The sequence below is a fragment of the Streptomyces sp. NBC_01669 genome, assembly GCF_026339735.1.
Lineage (GTDB): Bacteria > Actinomycetota > Actinomycetes > Streptomycetales > Streptomycetaceae > Streptomyces > Streptomyces yanii.
Genome location: NZ_JAPEQG010000001.1, coordinates 6,617,891 through 6,634,270, shown reverse-complemented (window position 1 = coordinate 6,634,270; position 16,380 = coordinate 6,617,891). Strand labels below are relative to the sequence as shown.

The following is a 16,380-nucleotide window of genomic DNA, read 5'->3' as shown; positions in this document are numbered from 1 at the left end:
CATGTCCGACGATCTCTTCACCCTCGGCGGCACCACGTTCGGCTCCCGACTGATCATGGGAACGGGCGGGGCGCCCAGCCTCGACGTGCTCGAACGCTCCCTGACGGCGTCCGGCACCGAGCTGACCACCGTCGCGATGCGCCGCCTCGACCCGACCGTGCAGGGCTCGGTGCTCTCCGTCCTCGAACGCCTCTCGATCCGCGTCCTGCCGAACACGGCGGGCTGCTTCACCGCGGGCGAGGCCGTGCTGACCGCCCGGCTGGCCCGCGAGGCGCTGGGCACCGACTGGATCAAGCTGGAGGTCGTGGCCGACGAGCGGACTCTGCTGCCCGACCCGATCGAGCTGCTGGACGCCGCGGAGACCCTGGTGGACGACGGGTTCACCGTCCTGCCGTACACCAGCGACGACCCGGTGCTCGCCCGGAAACTGGAGGACGTGGGATGCGCGGCGATCATGCCGCTCGGCTCCCCCATCGGCTCCGGGCTCGGCATCCGCAATCCGCACAACTTCCAGCTGATCGTCGAGCAGGCCCGGGTTCCGGTCATTCTCGACGCGGGCGCCGGGACCGCCTCGGACGCGGCGCTCGCGATGGAGCTGGGGTGCGCGGCGGTGATGCTGGCGTCGGCGGTGACCCGGGCGCAGGAGCCCGAGCTGATGGCGGCCGCGATGCGGCACGCGGTGGACGGCGGGCGGCTGGCGTACCGCGCGGGCCGGATCCCGCGGCGCCATTTCGCCGAGGCCTCCTCACCGGTGGAGGGGCGGGCGGTGCTGGACCCGGAGCGGCCGGCGTTCTGAGCGCACGCTCCCGGGTCCGTACGTTGCTGAAGTGCATGTCCCTGTCACGGCTCGGCTGCAGTACGGCCCCGGGATCGCCCCGGCCCGTCGGTCGTGTCCGCAGTGGCTCGTAGACTCGGCTGCGTGGATATGACCCTCCAGGACCCGCTCGTCGGGCAGCTGCTCGACGGCCGCTACCGCGTCGATGCCCGCATCGCCGTGGGCGGGATGGCCACGGTCTACCGGGCCATGGACACCCGGCTCGACCGGGTGCTCGCCCTCAAGGTGATGCACCCGGCGCTCGCGACCGACGCCTCGTTCGTCGAGCGCTTCATCCGCGAGGCCAAGTCGGTGGCCAGACTCGCGCACCCCAATGTGGTCGCGGTCTTCGACCAGGGCGCCCAGGGGGCGTACGTCTACCTGGCGATGGAGTACGTCGCGGGCTGCACGCTGCGCGACGTCCTGCGCGAGCGCGGCGCCCTGCAGCCGCGCGCCGCCCTGGACATCCTGGAGCCGGTCCTCGCAGCGCTCGGTGCCGCACACCGGGCGGGGTTCGTGCACCGCGACATGAAGCCGGAGAACGTCCTGATAGGGGACGACGGCCGGGTGAAGGTCGCGGATTTCGGTCTCGTACGGGCTGTGGGCTCCGACACCAACACCACCGGATCCGTCCTGGGCACCGTCTCCTACCTCGCCCCCGAGCAGATCGAGCACGGCACGGCGGACACCCGCACCGATGTGTACGCCTGCGGTGTCGTGCTGTACGAGATGCTGACGGGCGCCAAGCCGCACACCGGCGACTCCCCCGCCCAGGTCATCTACCAGCACCTCAACGAGGACGTCCCGGCCCCCTCGGCCGTCGTCCCCGGGCTCCCGGTCGAGCTGGACCACCTGGTCGCGAGCGCCACCGCCCGTAACCCCGAGGTCCGCCCGTTCGACGCGGTGGCCCTGCTGGCCGAGGCCCGCACCGCGCGCGCCGCGCTCACCGACGAACAACTGGACGCCGTACCGCCGCAGGCCCTCGCCGAGGTGCACGACGCCGCCGAGGACCGCACGAGCGTGATCCCACGGGTGCTCCCGGTCGGTCAGGGCACCGCCCATCACACCAGCCGGCTGGAGATGCCCCCGCCGCTGCCGCCCAAGCAGGACCGGCAGGCCCGACGCGGGCCGCGGCGCGGAATGCTTGCCGCGATCGTCGCCGTGCTGCTGGTGCTCGGGGTCGGTGCCGGTGTCTGGTACATCAACTCGGGACAGTTCACCCGGGTCCCCTCCCTGCTCGGCCAGACCGAGAAGGCGGCCGAGCAGCGGCTCTCGGAATCCGGGCTGGAGCTGAAGAGCGTCAAGCGGGCCTACAGCGACAGCGTCGAGCGTGGCAGGGTCATCGGCAGCGATCCGAAGTCCGGCGCCCGGATCCGGGGCAACGGCTCGGTGACGATCACCGTCTCGCGCGGCCCGGAGATCGTGAAGGTGCCCCACGTCGAGGGCATCGCGCTGGCCGAGGCCCGGCAGACGCTGAAGAAGAGCGGGCTGGTGCCCGGCATGGTCACCAGGGAGTTCAGCGGGGAGTTCGACCGGGGCGACGTGATCCGTACGGATCCCGAAGCGGGCGCCGAGCGCCACCCCGACTCCGCGGTCGCCCTGGTCGTCAGCAAGGGCAGCCCGGTCGATGTCCCCGATGTCACCGGACTGTCGGTCCAGGACGCCACCGCCGCACTGGACGAGGAGGGGCTGAAGGCCGAGGTGCTGCCCGGCCGCGTCAACTCTCCCGAGGCCGAGGGCGACATCGCGCACCAGTCCCCGGGTCAGGGTGCCCAGGTCGCCGAGGGCGACACCATCACGCTCACGGTCTCCAAGGGCCCGCGGATGATCGACGTACCGGACGTCACCGGCAAGGACGTCGACAAGGCGACGAGCCTGCTGAAGGCGGCGGGCTTCGAGGTCAAGGTCGACCGCCCGTTCCTCTCCTTCAGCGACAAGATCGCCAGCCAGTCCGTGGACGGCGGCGAACAGGCCCCCGAGGGCAGCACCATCACCATCAAGACCAAGGGGCTCTAGATCCATATGCGCAACCCCGTCGGCGGCCACATCCCCGTGGCCGGCGGCCTCGCCAGAGTCGGCCTGCCGTACGCCCGCGAGATGGGGGCGGAGGCCGTCCAGGTGTTCGTCGCCAATCCGCGCGGCTGGGCCACACCCACCGGGAACCCGGCGCAGGACGAACAGTTCCGCGCCGAGTGTGCAGCCGAGTCGATACCGGCGTACGTCCACGCCCCGTACCTGATCAATTTCGGCTCGCACACCGAGGCCACCGTGGAGAAGTCCGTGGACTCGCTGCGCCACTCCCTGCGCCGGGCCCGCGAGATCGGCGCCCTGGGCGTCGTGGTGCACACCGGCTCGGCGACCGGCGGCCGGCCGCGCGCGGAGGCCCTGGCGCAGGTACGGGCGCACATGAGGCCGCTCCTCGACGAGCTGACCCATGACGACGACCCGTATCTGCTGCTGGAGTCGACGGCCGGACAGGGGTTCTCGCTCTGCTCGCGGACCTGGGACTTCGGCCCGTATTTCGACGCACTCGACGCCCACCCCAAGCTCGGTGTCTGTCTCGACACCTGCCACATCTACGCGGCGGGCCATGATCTGGCGGGTCCCGCGGGTATGAAGCAGACCCTGGACCTGCTGGTGGACACGGTCGGCGAGGGGCGGCTGAAGCTGATCCACGCCAATGACTCCAAGGACGTGGTGGGAGCCAACAAGGACCGGCACGAGAACATCGGCGCCGGGCACATCGGTGAGGAGCCGTTCCGGGAGCTGTTCTCGCATCCGGCGACGGCGGGGGTGCCGCTGATCATCGAGACGCCGGGCGGCAAGGTAGGCCATGCGGCGGATGTGGCACGACTGAGGGGGCTGCGCGACTGCGGCTGACCGCGAAACCCATTGAGGAATACCCCTAGGGGGTATACGGTTCCTGTTGTCGACAGGAACCGCTACCCGGCATTGGGGGATCGCCATGCAGCACGACACGCGCGACGAAGAGCACCAGCAGCACCACGAGCACCACGAGCACCACGGGCAGGGTCACGGCGGCAGCAGTCACGATGACCACTCGGCTCACGCCGACCACGCGGCACACTCCCCCGGCCGGGCCGACTGGGCCATGGCCGCGCGCGCCACACTGCACTGCCTCACCGGATGCGCCATCGGCGAGATCCTCGGCATGGTGATCGGCACGGCACTCGGCTGGGGCAACACGGAGACGATGGTCCTCGCGATCGTCCTGGCGTTCTTCTTCGGCTACACGCTGACGCTGCGCTCGATCCTGAAGGCCGGCGTCGACTTCCGTACGGCGTTCCGGGTCGCCCTGGCCGCCGACACTCTTTCCATCGCGGTGATGGAACTGATCGACAACGGCGTGATCATCCTGTGGCCGGGCGCCATGGACGCACAGCTCGCCGACGCGCTGTTCTGGGGGGCGCTCGCGCTGTCGCTGGCCGTGGCCTTCGTCGTCACCACGCCGGTCAACAAGTGGATGATCGGCCGCGGCAAGGGCCACGCGGTGGTGCACCAGTACCACCACTGAGGACGGCCCCGCACCGGGACCGTCAGGTCAGAGCTCGGGGCCTTCCCCGGGCTCTTCCTGGTAGGAATAGCGCTGTTCGCGCCACGGGTCACCGATGTTGTGGTAGCCGCGCTCCTCCCAGAAGCCCCGGCGATCGGCCGTCATGTATTCGACGCCCCGGACCCACTTGGGCCCCTTCCAGGCGTACAGGTGCGGTACGACAAGGCGCAGCGGGAAGCCGTGCTCCGCGGTGAGCAGCTCACCGCCCTTGTGGGTGGCGAAAAGCGTGCGGTCCGAGGTGAAGTCGGCGAGCCGCAGGTTCGCGCTGAATCCGTACTCGGCCCAGACCATCACATGCGTGACCTGGGGCGCGGGTGGCGCGAGTTCCAGGATCGTACGGGCAAGGACCCCGCCCCATTCGGCCCCGAGCATGCTGAATTTCGTGACGCAGTGCAGATCTGCGACGACCGAGGAGAACGGCAGGGCCGAGAACTCCTGATGGTTCCAGCAGTGCTTCTCGCCGTCCGCAGTAGCTCCGAAGACCCGGAACTCCCAGCGGTCGGGCTTGAACTTGGGAACGGGCCCGTAGTGGGTAACCGGCCAACCGCGCTGCAGTCGCTGACCCGGCGGAAGCTCGGACTGCTCTGATTCGCGGTATTCCCGGCTTTCCGGCTGACCCATGCCTCCATGGTGACAGACAGGCAGGGGTGGTCATGACCAGGGCAGCGACCATTCGGGCAACTCGTACTAAGCATGTACTTACTGGACGACTGAGGGGTGCGGTGCGAGGATGCGGCCAACCTGCCCAGTTCACCGGTTGGAAGGAGCCTCTGCGATGCAGGGCGACCCCGAGGTCCTCGAGTTCCTGAACGAACAGCTGACCGCCGAATTGACTGCCATCAATCAGTACTTCCTGCATGCAAAGATGCAGGACAACTTCGGCTGGACGAAACTCGCGAAGTACACCCGGTCCGAGTCGTTCGACGAGATGAAGCACGCGGAGACCCTGACGGACCGCATCCTCTTCCTCGATGGACTCCCCAACTACCAGCGACTCTTCCACGTACGCGTGGGGCAGACGGTCACCGAGATGTTCCAGGCCGACCGCCAGGTCGAGGTGGAGGCGATCGACCGGCTCAAGCGCGGCATCGAGTTGATGCGGGGGAAGGGCGACATCACGTCCGCAAATATCTTTGAATCGATCCTGGAGGACGAGGAGCATCACATCGACTACCTCGACACCCAGCTGGAACTGATCGAGAAGCTCGGCGAGCCGCTCTACATCGCGCAGCAGATCGAGCAGCCGGACAGCTGAGTCCGGGACAGCCGGGTCCGGGAGAGCCCGGTTCAGGCCGCGTCGGGGAGCCGGATGCCCGGGATCGGGCCGGGGCCGATGCCCGGGATCCGTCCGGGGGCGATGCCCGGGCCAATGCGGGGCGCCGCACCTGGTGTGGTCGAGGGGGTCTGCTCGGGGGCGTCACCAGGGGCCTGCTTCTGGTCCAGCAGTTCCCGGCGCGCGCACGCGCCGCGGCCGAGCATCGCCTGAATCCGGCGGACACAGCCACCGCAGTCGGTGCCCGCCTTGCAGGCGTTGGCTATCTGGCGGGGGGTGCACGCCCCGGCGTCCGCATGTTCCTTGACCTGCTGCTCCGTAATGCCGAAACACGAGCAGACGTACATGCGGTTCACCTCCCGGCAGGATGGTCATGGATGCCACCCCGTTGAACGGTGAGGCTAACCTAACCTTACCCGGCATCCGGGGCCGGCAAAAGTCCCGGAACGCCCTGTGGGGCACGGATCACATCGATCCGTGCCCCACAGTCGTACGGGCGCTACCTGCGGTGATGGCTACTGGTCCCGGTACATCTCGGCAACCAGGAACGCCAGGTCCAGCGACTGGCTGCGGTTGAGCCGCGGGTCGCAAGCCGTCTCGTACCGCTGGTGCAGGTCGTCCACGAAGATCTCGTGGCCGCCACCGACGCACTCGGTGACGTCGTCACCGGTGAGCTCGACGTGGATGCCGCCCGGGTGCGTACCGAGGCCCTTGTGCACCTCGAAGAAGCCCTTGACCTCGTCCAGGACGTCGTCGAAGCGACGGGTCTTGTGGCCGGAGGCCGCCTCGAAGGTGTTGCCGTGCATCGGGTCGGTGACCCAGGCGACGACCGCACCGGAGGCAGTGACCTTCTCGACCAGCGCGGGGAGCTTGTCGCGGACCTTGTCGGCGCCCATCCGGACGATGAAGGTCAGCCGGCCGGGCTCGCGGTCCGGGTCGAGACGGTCGATGTAGCCGAGTGCCTCGTCGACGGTGGTCGTCGGGCCGAGCTTGATGCCGATGGGGTTACGGATCTTCGAGGCGAACTCGATGTGCGCGCCGTCCATCTGGCGGGTGCGCTCACCGATCCAGACCATGTGACCGGAAGTGTCGTACAGCTCACCGGTGCGCGAGTCGGTGCGGGTCAGCGCCGACTCGTAGTCCAGCAGCAGCCCCTCGTGCGAGGAGTAGAACTCGACGGCCTTGAACTCGGCCGGGTCCGTGCCGCACGCCTTCATGAAGTTCAGCGCGTTGTCGATCTCGCGGGCCAGCGCCTCGTAACGCTGCCCGGACGGGGACGACTTCACGAAGTCCTGGTTCCAGGCGTGGACCTGGCGCAGGTCGGCGTAACCACCGGTGGTGAAGGCACGGACCAGGTTCAGCGTGGAAGCGGATGCGTGGTACATCTGCTTCAGCCGGTCCGGGTCCGGGACGCGGGCCTTCTCGGTGAAGGCGAAGCCGTTGACGGAGTCGCCGCGGTAGGTCGGCAGGGTCACGCCGTCGCGGGTCTCGGTCGACTTGGAGCGCGGCTTGGAGTACTGGCCGGCGATCCGGCCCACCTTGACGACGGGCACGGAGGCCGCGTAGGTCAGGACGGCGCTCATCTGGAGCAGCGTCTTCAGCTTGGCCCGGATGTGGTCGGCCGACACGGCGTCGAAGGCCTCGGCGCAGTCGCCGCCCTGCAGCAGGAACGCCTCGCCCTTGGCGACGGCTCCCATGCGGGCGCGCAGCTGGTCGCACTCGCCCGCGAAGACGAGCGGCGGATACGACGCGAGGTCCGCGAGTACATCGCGCAGAGCCTCGGCATCGGGGTACTCGGGCTGCTGCGCCGCGGGAAGGTCTCGCCAGGTGTTGCCACCGGCGACGGAGGTATTGGCGTTCACGGTCACAACCACAACATTACGGGGTCCAGGGGGGCGTCCATCCGTACGCTCAATAGTTGAGACGCGCGCTCGGATGGACCGGGCGTCCGATAGGGTTCGGACATGTTCGCGCAGACGCACCAGAACTGGTGGTGGACCGCTCATCCGGCGGCCCACTGATTCATCGCGCGCGACAGACCACGCGAAGGCCGCCCGAGGGGCGGCCTTCTCTGCGTTTCGGGGCCGTTCCTCCATCCGGAAGGAACACCACCCCATGCCTCATCGCACCGCATCCGTCCTCGCCCGGCTGGTCCGGGACGACTGCCCGCCGTTCGCGCTGCTGCGCAGGCGCACCCCCGGTCACGACCACGACATCGTCGAGGTGCTGATCGGCCGGGTCCGGGAGGCGGACCGGCTCGCCGGTCTCCCGGTCGGACCGCAGCCCTCGCTCGCCCTGGTGCCGTTCCGGCAGATCGCCGAGCGCGGATTCGACGTACGCGACGACGGGACGCCGTTGTCCGTGATGGTCGCGGACGAGACGTACGAGCTTCCGCTGGACGAGGTGCTCGCCGAGCTGCCCACCCATGACGTACGGGTCGAGGGTGGCGCCTTCGACGTCCCCGACGAGGAGTACGCCGGCATCGTCCGACGGGTCGTCGAGGACGAGATCGGGCAGGGCGAGGGCGCGAACTTCGTCATCCGGCGGACCTTCCAGGGTGACATCCCGGGGTTCGGGCGGACCGACGCGCTGGCCCTGTTCCGTCGGCTGCTGGCCGGTGAGCGGGGTGCGTACTGGACGTTCGTCGTGCACACCGGGGAGAGGACGCTGGTCGGCGCCAGCCCGGAGGTGCATGTGCGGATGTCCGGCGGGACGGTCGTGATGAACCCGATCAGCGGAACGTACCGCTACCCCGCCGAAGGACCGACCGCCGAGAGCCTGCTGACCTTCCTCGGCGACCGCAAGGAGACCGAGGAGCTCTCCATGGTGGTCGACGAGGAACTGAAGATGATGTGCACCGTCGGCGACATGGGCGGCGTGGTGATCGGGCCGCGGCTCAAGGAGATGGCGCATCTCGCGCACACCGAGTACGAGCTGCGCGGGCGCTCCTCGCTGGATGTGCGGGAGGTGCTGAAGGAGACCATGTTCGCCGCGACCGTCACCGGCTCGCCCGTGCAGAACGCGTGCCGGGTGATCGAGCGGTACGAGCCCTGCGGCCGCGGCTACTACGCGGGCGCGCTGGCCCTGTTGCGGCAGGAGCCGGGCGGGGCACAGACCCTGGACTCGCCGATCCTGATCCGGACCGCCGACATCGCGGCCGGCGGGCGGCTGCGGGTGCCGGTCGGGGCAACGCTCGTACGCCACTCCGATCCGGACAGCGAGGTCGCCGAGACCCACGCGAAGGCGGCGGGGGTACTGACCGCACTGGGCGTGCGGCCGGGACGGCCTCGGGCAAAGGAGGCGCGTCCGCAACTGGCCGGCGACCCCCGGGTGCGGGCCGCCCTGGACGCCCGGCGGGACGGGCTCGCGCCGTTCTGGCTGCGGATGCAGGAGCGCACGCAGGAGCTCTCCGGCCATGCGCTGGTGATCGACGGGGAGGACACCTTCACCGCGATGCTGGCGCATCTGCTGCGCGCCTCGGGTCTTGAGGTGTCGGTGCACCGCTACGACGAGCCGGGGCTGCGCGAAACCGTACGGGCGCACACGGGCCCGGTCGTGCTGGGCCCCGGGCCCGGGGATCCGGCCGACACCGGCGATCCGAAGATGCGGCTGCTGCGCGAGTTCGCCGCGGAGCTGGTGCGGGAGCACCGGCACGGGCTGCTGGGGGTGTGTCTGGGCCATGAACTGATCGCGGCGGAGCTGGGTCTGGAAATCGTCCGCAAGACCGTGCCGTACCAGGGCGCGCAGACCAGGATCGAGCTGTTCGGGCGCCCGGAGACGGTCGGTTTCTACAACAGCTTCACCGCACGCTGCGACGACGAGACGGTCACCGAGCTGGCCGCGCACTCCATCGAGGTGAGCCGGGACGCGGCCACCGGGGAGCTGCACGCGCTGCGCGGGGGCGGGTTCGCGTCGGTGCAGTTCCACCCGGAGTCGGTGCTGACGCTGCGCGGCGCGTCGATCGTCGCCGAGCTGCTGGCGGGGCTGCCCGTGCCCGGCTGACCGCGGACGCGGACGGGGGCTCCGGATTCCGCCGAGGCGGTCCGGGGCCTCAGGGCCTTTCCTTCGGATCGGGCCGGGCTGATCCGAAGGAATGGCCCTGGTCCTGGGGAGGTCTGGGGACGAGGACGTTGTCGCTGCGGCGGCGGGCCAGGTAGTCGGCGACGTTCTGCACGGTGGCGTCGATGATCTGCGCCACCGCGTCCTCCGTGTAGTACGCCTGGTGCGAGGTGACGATGACGTTCGGGAAGGTGACGAGCCGGGCCAGGGTGTCGTCGTCGACGACCTCCAGGGACTTGTCGAGGAAGAAGAGCCCGGCCTCCGCCTCGTACACATCGAGTCCGACACCGGTGAAGCGGCCCGCCCGCAATGCGGTGACCAGGGCCGAGGTGTCCACCAGTCCGCCACGGCTGGAGTTGATCAGGATCGCGTCGTCCTTCATCGCGGCCAGGGCGTCCTCGCCGATGATGTGATGGGTCGCCGGCAGCAGCGGGACATGGAGGCTGATCAGGTCGGACTCGGCGAGGAGCTGTTCCTTCTCGACGTAGGTCATGCCGAGTTCGGTGCAGGCGGGGTTCTCGGCCACGTCCCAGCCGAGCAGCTTCATCCCGAAGCCATGGGCGATACGGGTGAAGGCCTCGCCGATCTTGCCCGTGCCGATCACGCCGACCGTGCGGCCGCGCATGTCCCGGCCGAGGAGACCGTCGAGCCGGAAGTCGAAGTCGCGGGTGCGGCTCGCGGCGCGGATGATGCGGCGGTTGACCGCCATGGCGAGCGTCCAGGCGAATTCGGCGACCGAGTACGGCGAGTAGTACGAGACCCGGGCGACCCGCAGGGCGAGACGTTCGGCGACATCGAGGTCGATGTTGTTGAAGCCCGTGGAGCGCTGGGCGATCATCTGCGTGCCTCCCGCGGCGAGCGTCTGCAGAACGCCGCTGCCCAGGTCGGCGTTGACACTGGTGGAGATGATCTCGTAGCCCGCCGCGATGGGTGCGGTGTCCTTGTTGAGGAATACGTCCAGGCAGCGGACCTCGTGCTGTCCGGCGAAGGCCTTCTCGATCAGCGGCTTCTCGTCGGACTGCACACCGAATGCCAGGATTTCCACGATTTCTCCAGACAAGCAGAATGACGGGCCGGATAGCCGCGAATATACGGCCCGTATCCCTGGTGCGCCGCTCGCAGTCAGCCGAAGAAGACGCCGACCTCCGCGTAGAGCGCCGGATCGACCGTCTTGAGCCGGGCGGTCGCATCGGCGATCGGCACCCGCACGATGTCCGTGCCGCGTAGGGCGACCATCACGCCGTAGTCGCCGTCCCGGACGGCTTCGATGGCGTGCAGCCCGAAGCGGGTGGCCAGCCACCGGTCGAAGGCGCTGGGCGTGCCGCCGCGCTGGACATGGCCCAGGACCGTGGTCCTGGCCTCCTTCCCGGTCCGCCGCTCGATCTCCTTGGCCAGCCATTCGCCGACCCCGGAGAGCCGGACATGACCGAAGGAGTCGTGCGATTCGTCCTTGAGGATCATCTCCCCCTCGGCGGGCATGGCGCCCTCGGCGACCACGACGATCGGCGCATAGCTGGCTCTGAAGCGGGAGGTGACCCAGGCGCAGACCTGGTCGATGTCGAAGCGCTGCTCCGGGATGAGGATGACGTTCGCACCGCCGGCCAGCCCGGAATGGAGCGCGATCCAGCCCGCGTGGCGGCCCATCACCTCGACGACGAGGACCCGCATATGGGATTCGGCGGTGGTGTGCAGCCGGTCGATGGCCTCGGTGGCGATGCCGACCGCCGTGTCGAAGCCGAAGGTGTAGTCGGTGGCAGAGAGGTCGTTGTCGATGGTCTTGGGCACGCCGACGCATGGGATGCCGTACTCGTCGGACAGGGTCGCCGCCACACCGAGGGTGTCCTCGCCGCCGATGGTGACGAGCGCGTCGACCTCGTACTTGGCGAGGTTGTCCTTGATCCGGCGGACGCCGTGCTCGGCGGCGAGGGGGTTGGTCCGCGAGGAACCCAGGATCGTGCCGCCGCGCGGCAGGATGCCGCGCACCGCCGGAATGGAGAGCGGAACGGTCTCGCCCTCCAGCGGGCCGCGCCAGCCGTCCCGGAAGCCGATGAAGTCGTAGCCGTACTCCTGCACGCCCTTGCGGACGATGGCGCGGATGACCGCGTTGAGTCCGGGGCAGTCGCCGCCCCCGGTCAGTACTCCGACCCGCATGGAAGCATCCCTTCGCCGAAGTGAGCTCGCTGGCGACCACGCTAATGGTGATCCAGGTCACTCCGGGATGGGTCGGATGGTCAATTCCCCTGCAACAAGGCGCAGTTGATCACAGCCGTCGTTCACGCCGTTGAGATCGGACACCGTTGAGCTCACGCGTCGTCGAGGCCGCGCTCGATCGCATACCGCACGAGCTCCACCCGGTTGTGCAACTGGAGCTTGCCCAGGGTGTTCTGGACATGGTTCTGGACGGTGCGGTGCGAGATGACCAGCCGCTCGGCGATCTGCTTGTACGAGAGTCCCTTGGCGACCAGCCGCAGCACCTCGGTCTCCCGGTCCGTCAACTGCGGCGCCTTCGGCTCGTCCGGCGCGACGGGCGCGGGCTCGGATGCCAGCCTGCGGTACTCGCCGAGCACCAGTCCGGCGAGGCCCGGGGTGAAGACCGGGTCGCCGACGGCGGTGCTCCGCACGGCCTCGGTCAACTCCTGCGTACTGGCCGACTTGAGCAGATAGCCGGTGGCGCCGGACTTCACCGCTTCCAGTACGTCGGCGTGCTCACCGCTCGCCGAGAGCACCAGGACCCGCAGGCCCGGGTGGGAGCCGACGAGTTCCTTGCAGACCTCGACGCCGGGCATCCCCGGCAGGTTCAGGTCGAGGACCAGGACGTCGGGGGTGACGGCCCTCGCCCGGCGCACGGCCTGCGGTCCGTCACCCGCGGTCGCCACCACGTCGAAGCCGGACTCGGCGAGGTCACGGGCGACGGCGTCGCGCCACATCGGATGGTCGTCGACGACCATCACCCTGATGGTCCGCTGCTCGGCGTCCTGCGCGCTCTCGGCGCTCGCGGTGTTCTCCGTACTCATCGGCCGGATCCTGCCTTCCCCCGTGAAACCTTCGGAACCTTCAACTCGACCTCGGTGCCCTGGCCGGGCACCGAAATCAACTCTGCTGTGCCGCCCAGGTCGCGCAGCCGCCCCCGGATCGACAGGGCGACCCCCATCCGGCCTTCCCCCTCGGCCTGGACCAGCCGCCCCTCCGGGATGCCGGGGCCGTCGTCCCGCACCGTGACGATCACCTCGTCCGGCCAGTCCTCGACGAGTATCCACGCCTGGGCGTCCTGGCCGGCGTGCACCCTGACATTGTCCAGGGCGGCACTGACAGCGGCCGCGAGTTCCTTCGCCGCCGCCGGGGCGAGCAGAACCGGAGCACCGGGCTCCGCGAAGCTGACCCGGGAGCCGGCGTGCGGGGCCAGCAGGGCGCGCAGATCGCAGTCGGCCGGACCGGACGGGCCGTCCTCCCGGTCGTCGACCTCGACCGTACGGACCACCGCGCCCTCGGAGATGTCCTCGGAGACCCGGGTGGTGGGCACCAGACCGCTGGAGACCAGGGTGCGCAGAGCGACTTCCTGCTCCCCTGCCATCCGGCCCAGCTCGGCGGCCTCGCCACCCAGTGCCGTGCCGCGGCGCTGCACCATGGCGAGGACCTGGAGCACGCTGTCGTGGATGTCGCGGGCCAGCCGCTCCCTCTCCCGGGTCGCCGCCTCGATCTCCAGGGCGCGGGCGAGGGTGCGCTCACTGGCGCGGGCGACCTCGACGACGTACCCGATGGCGATGGAGGCGACCCAGACCAGCAGCACGTTGTGGAAGGTGTCGCGGCTGGGTTCGCCGCGCTCGATGATGTTGGCGACGGCGACGAAGGTGGAGGCCAGCGCCGCCCACCGCCAGCCGCCCTTGATCGCGAACGCCAGGACGGAGCCCGCGGTCCAGATGGACGGCAGGGTCGGGCCGTCGAAGTGCTGGGCGTCGAAGTCGGCGAGCGGGGTGAGGAGGATGCCGACGAGGGCGACGACGAGGTCGGCGCCGAGGAACCGCTTGGTGCAGCTCGCGGCGTTCGCGACCTTCGGGAGGGTGGCGAGCGTCCAGACGGCCATGACGGCCAGGAAGGTGACAGCCACCCAGGGCCGCTCGTACTTCTTCTCCCAGCCGAACGTGGCCAGCAGGATCGCGTAGACCATCGTCAGAAGCCGGTACGCGGTCAGCGCGCGCCACAGCGGCTGTTCGACCGACATCCGTACGACCCGCTCGCGCTTGGCCATGTCCCCCACCCCCCGGACGGACACCGACGCGGTGACGCGCCGGCTGTTCCGTCACCCCTGCGTGCCGGGTTTTCTGCCCGCGTGCTTCTCTTCCTCCGCGCGGCGCTTCGCCTCGTCCGCGATCTGGCGCTTGGCCGCGGTCGCGTAGATGTCGACGTATTCCTGCCCGGAGAGCTTCATGATCTCGTACATCACCTCGTCGGTGACCGAGCGGAGAATGAAGCGGTCGCCCTCCATGCCGTGGTAGCGGCTGAAGTCGAGCGGCTTGCCGATCCTGATGCCCGGGCGCATCAGCTTGGGGATCACCTGACCGGGCGGCTGGATCTTCTCCGTGTCGATCATCGCCACGGGGATGACGGGTGCTCCGGTGGCAAGCGCCACCCGGGCCAGACCCCCGGGCTTGCCGCGGTAGAGGCGGCCGTCGGGCGACCGGGTGCCCTCCGGGTAGATCCCGAAGAGCCCGCCGCTCTCGATGACCTCGATGCCGGCCTTGATCGCCGCCTCACCGGCACCGCGGGCACCGGACCGGTCCACCGGGAGCTGGCCGACGCCCTTGAAGAAGGCGGCGGTCAGCTTGCCCTTCACGCCGGGCGCGGTGAAGTACTCGGACTTGGCGATGAAGGTGACCTTGCGGTCCAGCACGGCCGGCAGGAAGAAGGAGTCGGAGAACGAGAGATGGTTGCTCGCGAGGATCGCCGGCCCCTGAGCGGGGATGTTCTCCAGGCCCTCCACCCACGGCCTGAAGGCGAGCTTCAATGACCCGCCGATGGAGAACTTCATCGCGCCGTAGATCAACTCGGGTGCCTCCTGTGTGCTGTCGCATTGACCTTAACCCGTGGTGCTGCCGCCGTGTCCTGCCCGGCACGGGGCCGAAGCACGGCCGTGACCTGTGACGGCCCTGGTCGGTGTCAGTCCGGTCGCGTACGGTGAAGTAATCCTTCTTGCACTCCCCCTTTCGCTCCCTTTCGAGCCTCACGAACAGGAGACCCCGGTGCCGGTCCTTCCTGGAGCCGAGCCGTTCCGCCACGAGGGCGGAGAGGTCGGCGTCCTCCTCTGTCACGGATTCACCGGTTCGCCTCAGTCGCTGCGCCCCTGGGCCGAATATCTCGCGGAGCGCGGACTCACGGTCGCGCTGCCGCTGCTGCCCGGGCACGGCACCCGCTGGGAGGACATGCAGGTCACGGGCTGGCAGGACTGGTACGCGGAGGTGGACCGGGAGCTGCGGGCCCTGTCGGAGCGGTGCCGTCAGGTCTTCGTGTTCGGGCTGTCCATGGGCGGCGCGCTGTCGCTGCGGCTGGCGGCGAAGCACGGGGACGCGATCAGCGGTCTGGTGCTCGTCAATCCGGGCAACAAGGTGCATGGCCTGGCGGCGTACGCGCTGCCGGTCGTCCGCCATCTGCTGCCGTCCACGAAGGGGGTGGCGAACGACATCGCCCGGGAAGGCTCCGTCGAGATCGGCTACGACCGGGTGCCGCTGCACGCGGCGCACGCCCTGCGGAACCTCTTCCGGCTGGTCGACGCGGAGCTGCCGCAGGTCACCCAGCCGCTCCTGCTGCTGCACAGCCCGCAGGATCATGTGGTGCCGCCGGCGGACTCGGCGCGGATCCTCAGCCGGGTGTCGTCCACGGACGTCGAGGAGATCCTGCTGGAACAGAGCTACCACGTGGCGACGTTGGACCACGATGCGGAGCGGATCTTCGACGAGAGCTACTCGTTCATCGGCCGCCTCGCTCCGAGCGTCGGGAAGAAGGGGAGCACGTCAGGTGGCTGAGCACGACGCGGAGCGCGCGGGCAGCGAGGAGGAGCGCGAACCGCGCCCCACCGAGGGAACGGCCGTGCCCGAGAAGGGCGCGGGTGCGCCACACGTCCCCGGGGGGCCCGGTCAGGGTGACGCGCTCGACGAGGACGCCGCCTGGGAGGCGATCGTCGCGGGCTACGGCGAGGAGCCGCCGGACCCGCCGGGCGCCAAGCCGTTCAAGTCGATCGACGGCCTCGCGCTCCTGGAGGACGGCGAGCGCAACGTCCTGGAGCCGGACAAGGGCATCAAGAAGAAGAAACCGCCGGAGAAGCCGCTCGGCAGCTCGGTCGTCTTTGCCCCCGGTGTCGGTGGTCCCCGCGACTACGAGGTGGCGGAGCCGACGGACGACGACGCGGACGACAGCGACGAGGGGCACTTCGTCCCGCCGGAGCCGCCTCCGCTGCCGGAGGCCGATGTCACGGCGAAGTTCGCCTGGCTCGCGGTCGTCGGCGGACCGGTGCTGATGCTGCTCGCCGTCCTGTTGCAGTGGGAGATGACGTGGTGGCTCACCACGGTCTGCATCGGCGGTTTCCTGGGGGGCTTCGTCACCCTGGTCGCGCGGATGCAGCACGACGACGAGGATGACGACGACCCCGGGCGCGGCGCGGTGGTCTGA

Annotated in this window: 17 protein-coding genes; 9 read left to right on the top strand and 8 right to left on the bottom strand. The window is 69.6% G+C overall.

Going from position 1 to position 16,380, the window contains the following annotated elements:
* Position 1: 1 nt before the first annotated feature.
* The 4 genes from OG972_RS29690 (at position 2) to OG972_RS29675 (ending at position 4,349) form a co-directional block, all read left to right on the top strand.
* Entirely contained in the window at positions 2 to 796 is a 795-nt protein-coding gene (locus OG972_RS29690) for a thiazole synthase (protein ID WP_266986602.1), read from the top strand.
* Positions 797 to 919: 123 nt separating this feature from the next.
* Entirely contained in the window at positions 920 to 2,830 is a 1,911-nt protein-coding gene (gene pknB / locus OG972_RS29685; protein WP_266986600.1) for a Stk1 family PASTA domain-containing Ser/Thr kinase, read from the top strand.
* 6 nt (positions 2,831 to 2,836) lie between these two features.
* Entirely contained in the window at positions 2,837 to 3,694 is an 858-nt protein-coding gene (locus OG972_RS29680) for a deoxyribonuclease IV (RefSeq protein WP_266986598.1), read from the top strand.
* Between the two features lie 85 nt (positions 3,695 to 3,779).
* Positions 3,780 to 4,349, top strand: a complete 570-nt coding sequence (locus OG972_RS29675) for a DUF4396 domain-containing protein (protein WP_266986596.1) — start codon at positions 3,780 to 3,782, stop codon at positions 4,347 to 4,349.
* A gap of 27 nt (positions 4,350 to 4,376) precedes the next feature.
* Here the strand turns inward: OG972_RS29675 and OG972_RS29670 are convergent, their stop codons facing one another.
* Positions 4,377 to 5,009: a sulfite oxidase-like oxidoreductase gene (locus tag OG972_RS29670; protein ID WP_266986594.1), complete on the bottom strand. Its 633-nt coding sequence runs from the start codon at positions 5,007 to 5,009 to the stop codon at positions 4,377 to 4,379.
* A gap of 154 nt (positions 5,010 to 5,163) precedes the next feature.
* Between OG972_RS29670 and bfr the strand changes: the two genes are divergently transcribed.
* Entirely contained in the window at positions 5,164 to 5,643 is a 480-nt protein-coding gene (bfr, locus tag OG972_RS29665) for a bacterioferritin (protein WP_266986592.1), read from the top strand.
* 32 nt (positions 5,644 to 5,675) lie between these two features.
* Here bfr and OG972_RS29660 read toward each other — a convergent pair whose 3' ends face one another.
* The gene (locus OG972_RS29660) at positions 5,676 to 6,008 is read right to left on the bottom strand and encodes a bacterioferritin-associated ferredoxin (protein WP_266986590.1); all 333 of its coding nucleotides are present in this window, start codon (positions 6,006 to 6,008) and stop codon (positions 5,676 to 5,678) included.
* 168 nt (positions 6,009 to 6,176) lie between these two features.
* Positions 6,177 to 7,523 carry a class II 3-deoxy-7-phosphoheptulonate synthase gene (locus tag OG972_RS29655; protein WP_266986588.1) on the bottom strand — a complete coding sequence of 449 codons (1,347 nt, stop codon included), beginning with the start codon at positions 7,521 to 7,523 and terminating at the stop codon, positions 6,177 to 6,179.
* A gap of 102 nt (positions 7,524 to 7,625) precedes the next feature.
* On the opposite strand from OG972_RS29655, the gene OG972_RS49615 reads away from it, so the two are divergent.
* Both OG972_RS49615 and OG972_RS29650 read left to right on the top strand, forming a co-directional pair.
* Entirely contained in the window at positions 7,626 to 7,682 is a 57-nt protein-coding gene (locus tag OG972_RS49615) for a trp operon leader peptide (RefSeq protein ID WP_107063558.1), read from the top strand.
* Between the two features lie 94 nt (positions 7,683 to 7,776).
* Positions 7,777 to 9,663 carry an anthranilate synthase family protein gene (locus OG972_RS29650; protein WP_266986586.1) on the top strand — a complete coding sequence of 629 codons (1,887 nt, stop codon included), beginning with the start codon at positions 7,777 to 7,779 and terminating at the stop codon, positions 9,661 to 9,663.
* Between the two features lie 49 nt (positions 9,664 to 9,712).
* Here the strand turns inward: OG972_RS29650 and OG972_RS29645 are convergent, their stop codons facing one another.
* The 5 genes from OG972_RS29645 to OG972_RS29625 form a co-directional block, all read right to left on the bottom strand.
* Complete coding sequence (locus OG972_RS29645; RefSeq protein ID WP_266986584.1) at positions 9,713 to 10,765, bottom strand: 2-hydroxyacid dehydrogenase; 1,053 nt, start codon at positions 10,763 to 10,765, stop codon at positions 9,713 to 9,715.
* A gap of 77 nt (positions 10,766 to 10,842) precedes the next feature.
* Positions 10,843 to 11,871 (bottom strand): 6-phosphofructokinase, encoded by a 1,029-nt coding sequence (locus tag OG972_RS29640; RefSeq protein WP_266986582.1) that lies wholly within the window; start codon positions 11,869 to 11,871, stop codon positions 10,843 to 10,845.
* Between the two features lie 152 nt (positions 11,872 to 12,023).
* Positions 12,024 to 12,734: a response regulator transcription factor gene (locus tag OG972_RS29635; RefSeq protein WP_266986580.1), complete on the bottom strand. Its 711-nt coding sequence runs from the start codon at positions 12,732 to 12,734 to the stop codon at positions 12,024 to 12,026.
* Positions 12,731 to 13,966: a MacS family sensor histidine kinase gene (locus OG972_RS29630; protein ID WP_266986579.1), complete on the bottom strand. Its 1,236-nt coding sequence runs from the start codon at positions 13,964 to 13,966 to the stop codon at positions 12,731 to 12,733. Before OG972_RS29630 ends, OG972_RS29635 begins: the two co-directional genes overlap by 4 nt.
* Positions 13,967 to 14,017: 51 nt before the next feature.
* Entirely contained in the window at positions 14,018 to 14,761 is a 744-nt protein-coding gene (locus tag OG972_RS29625; RefSeq protein WP_266986578.1) for a 1-acyl-sn-glycerol-3-phosphate acyltransferase, read from the bottom strand.
* Positions 14,762 to 14,957: 196 nt separating this feature from the next.
* Between OG972_RS29625 and OG972_RS29620 the strand changes: the two genes are divergently transcribed.
* Positions 14,958 to 15,737, top strand: coding sequence for a carboxylesterase (locus tag OG972_RS29620; protein WP_266986576.1), 780 nt, complete (start codon positions 14,958 to 14,960; stop codon positions 15,735 to 15,737).
* The gene (locus OG972_RS29615; protein WP_266986574.1) at positions 15,730 to 16,380 is read left to right on the top strand and encodes a hypothetical protein; all 651 of its coding nucleotides are present in this window, start codon (positions 15,730 to 15,732) and stop codon (positions 16,378 to 16,380) included. Before OG972_RS29620 ends, OG972_RS29615 begins: the two co-directional genes overlap by 8 nt.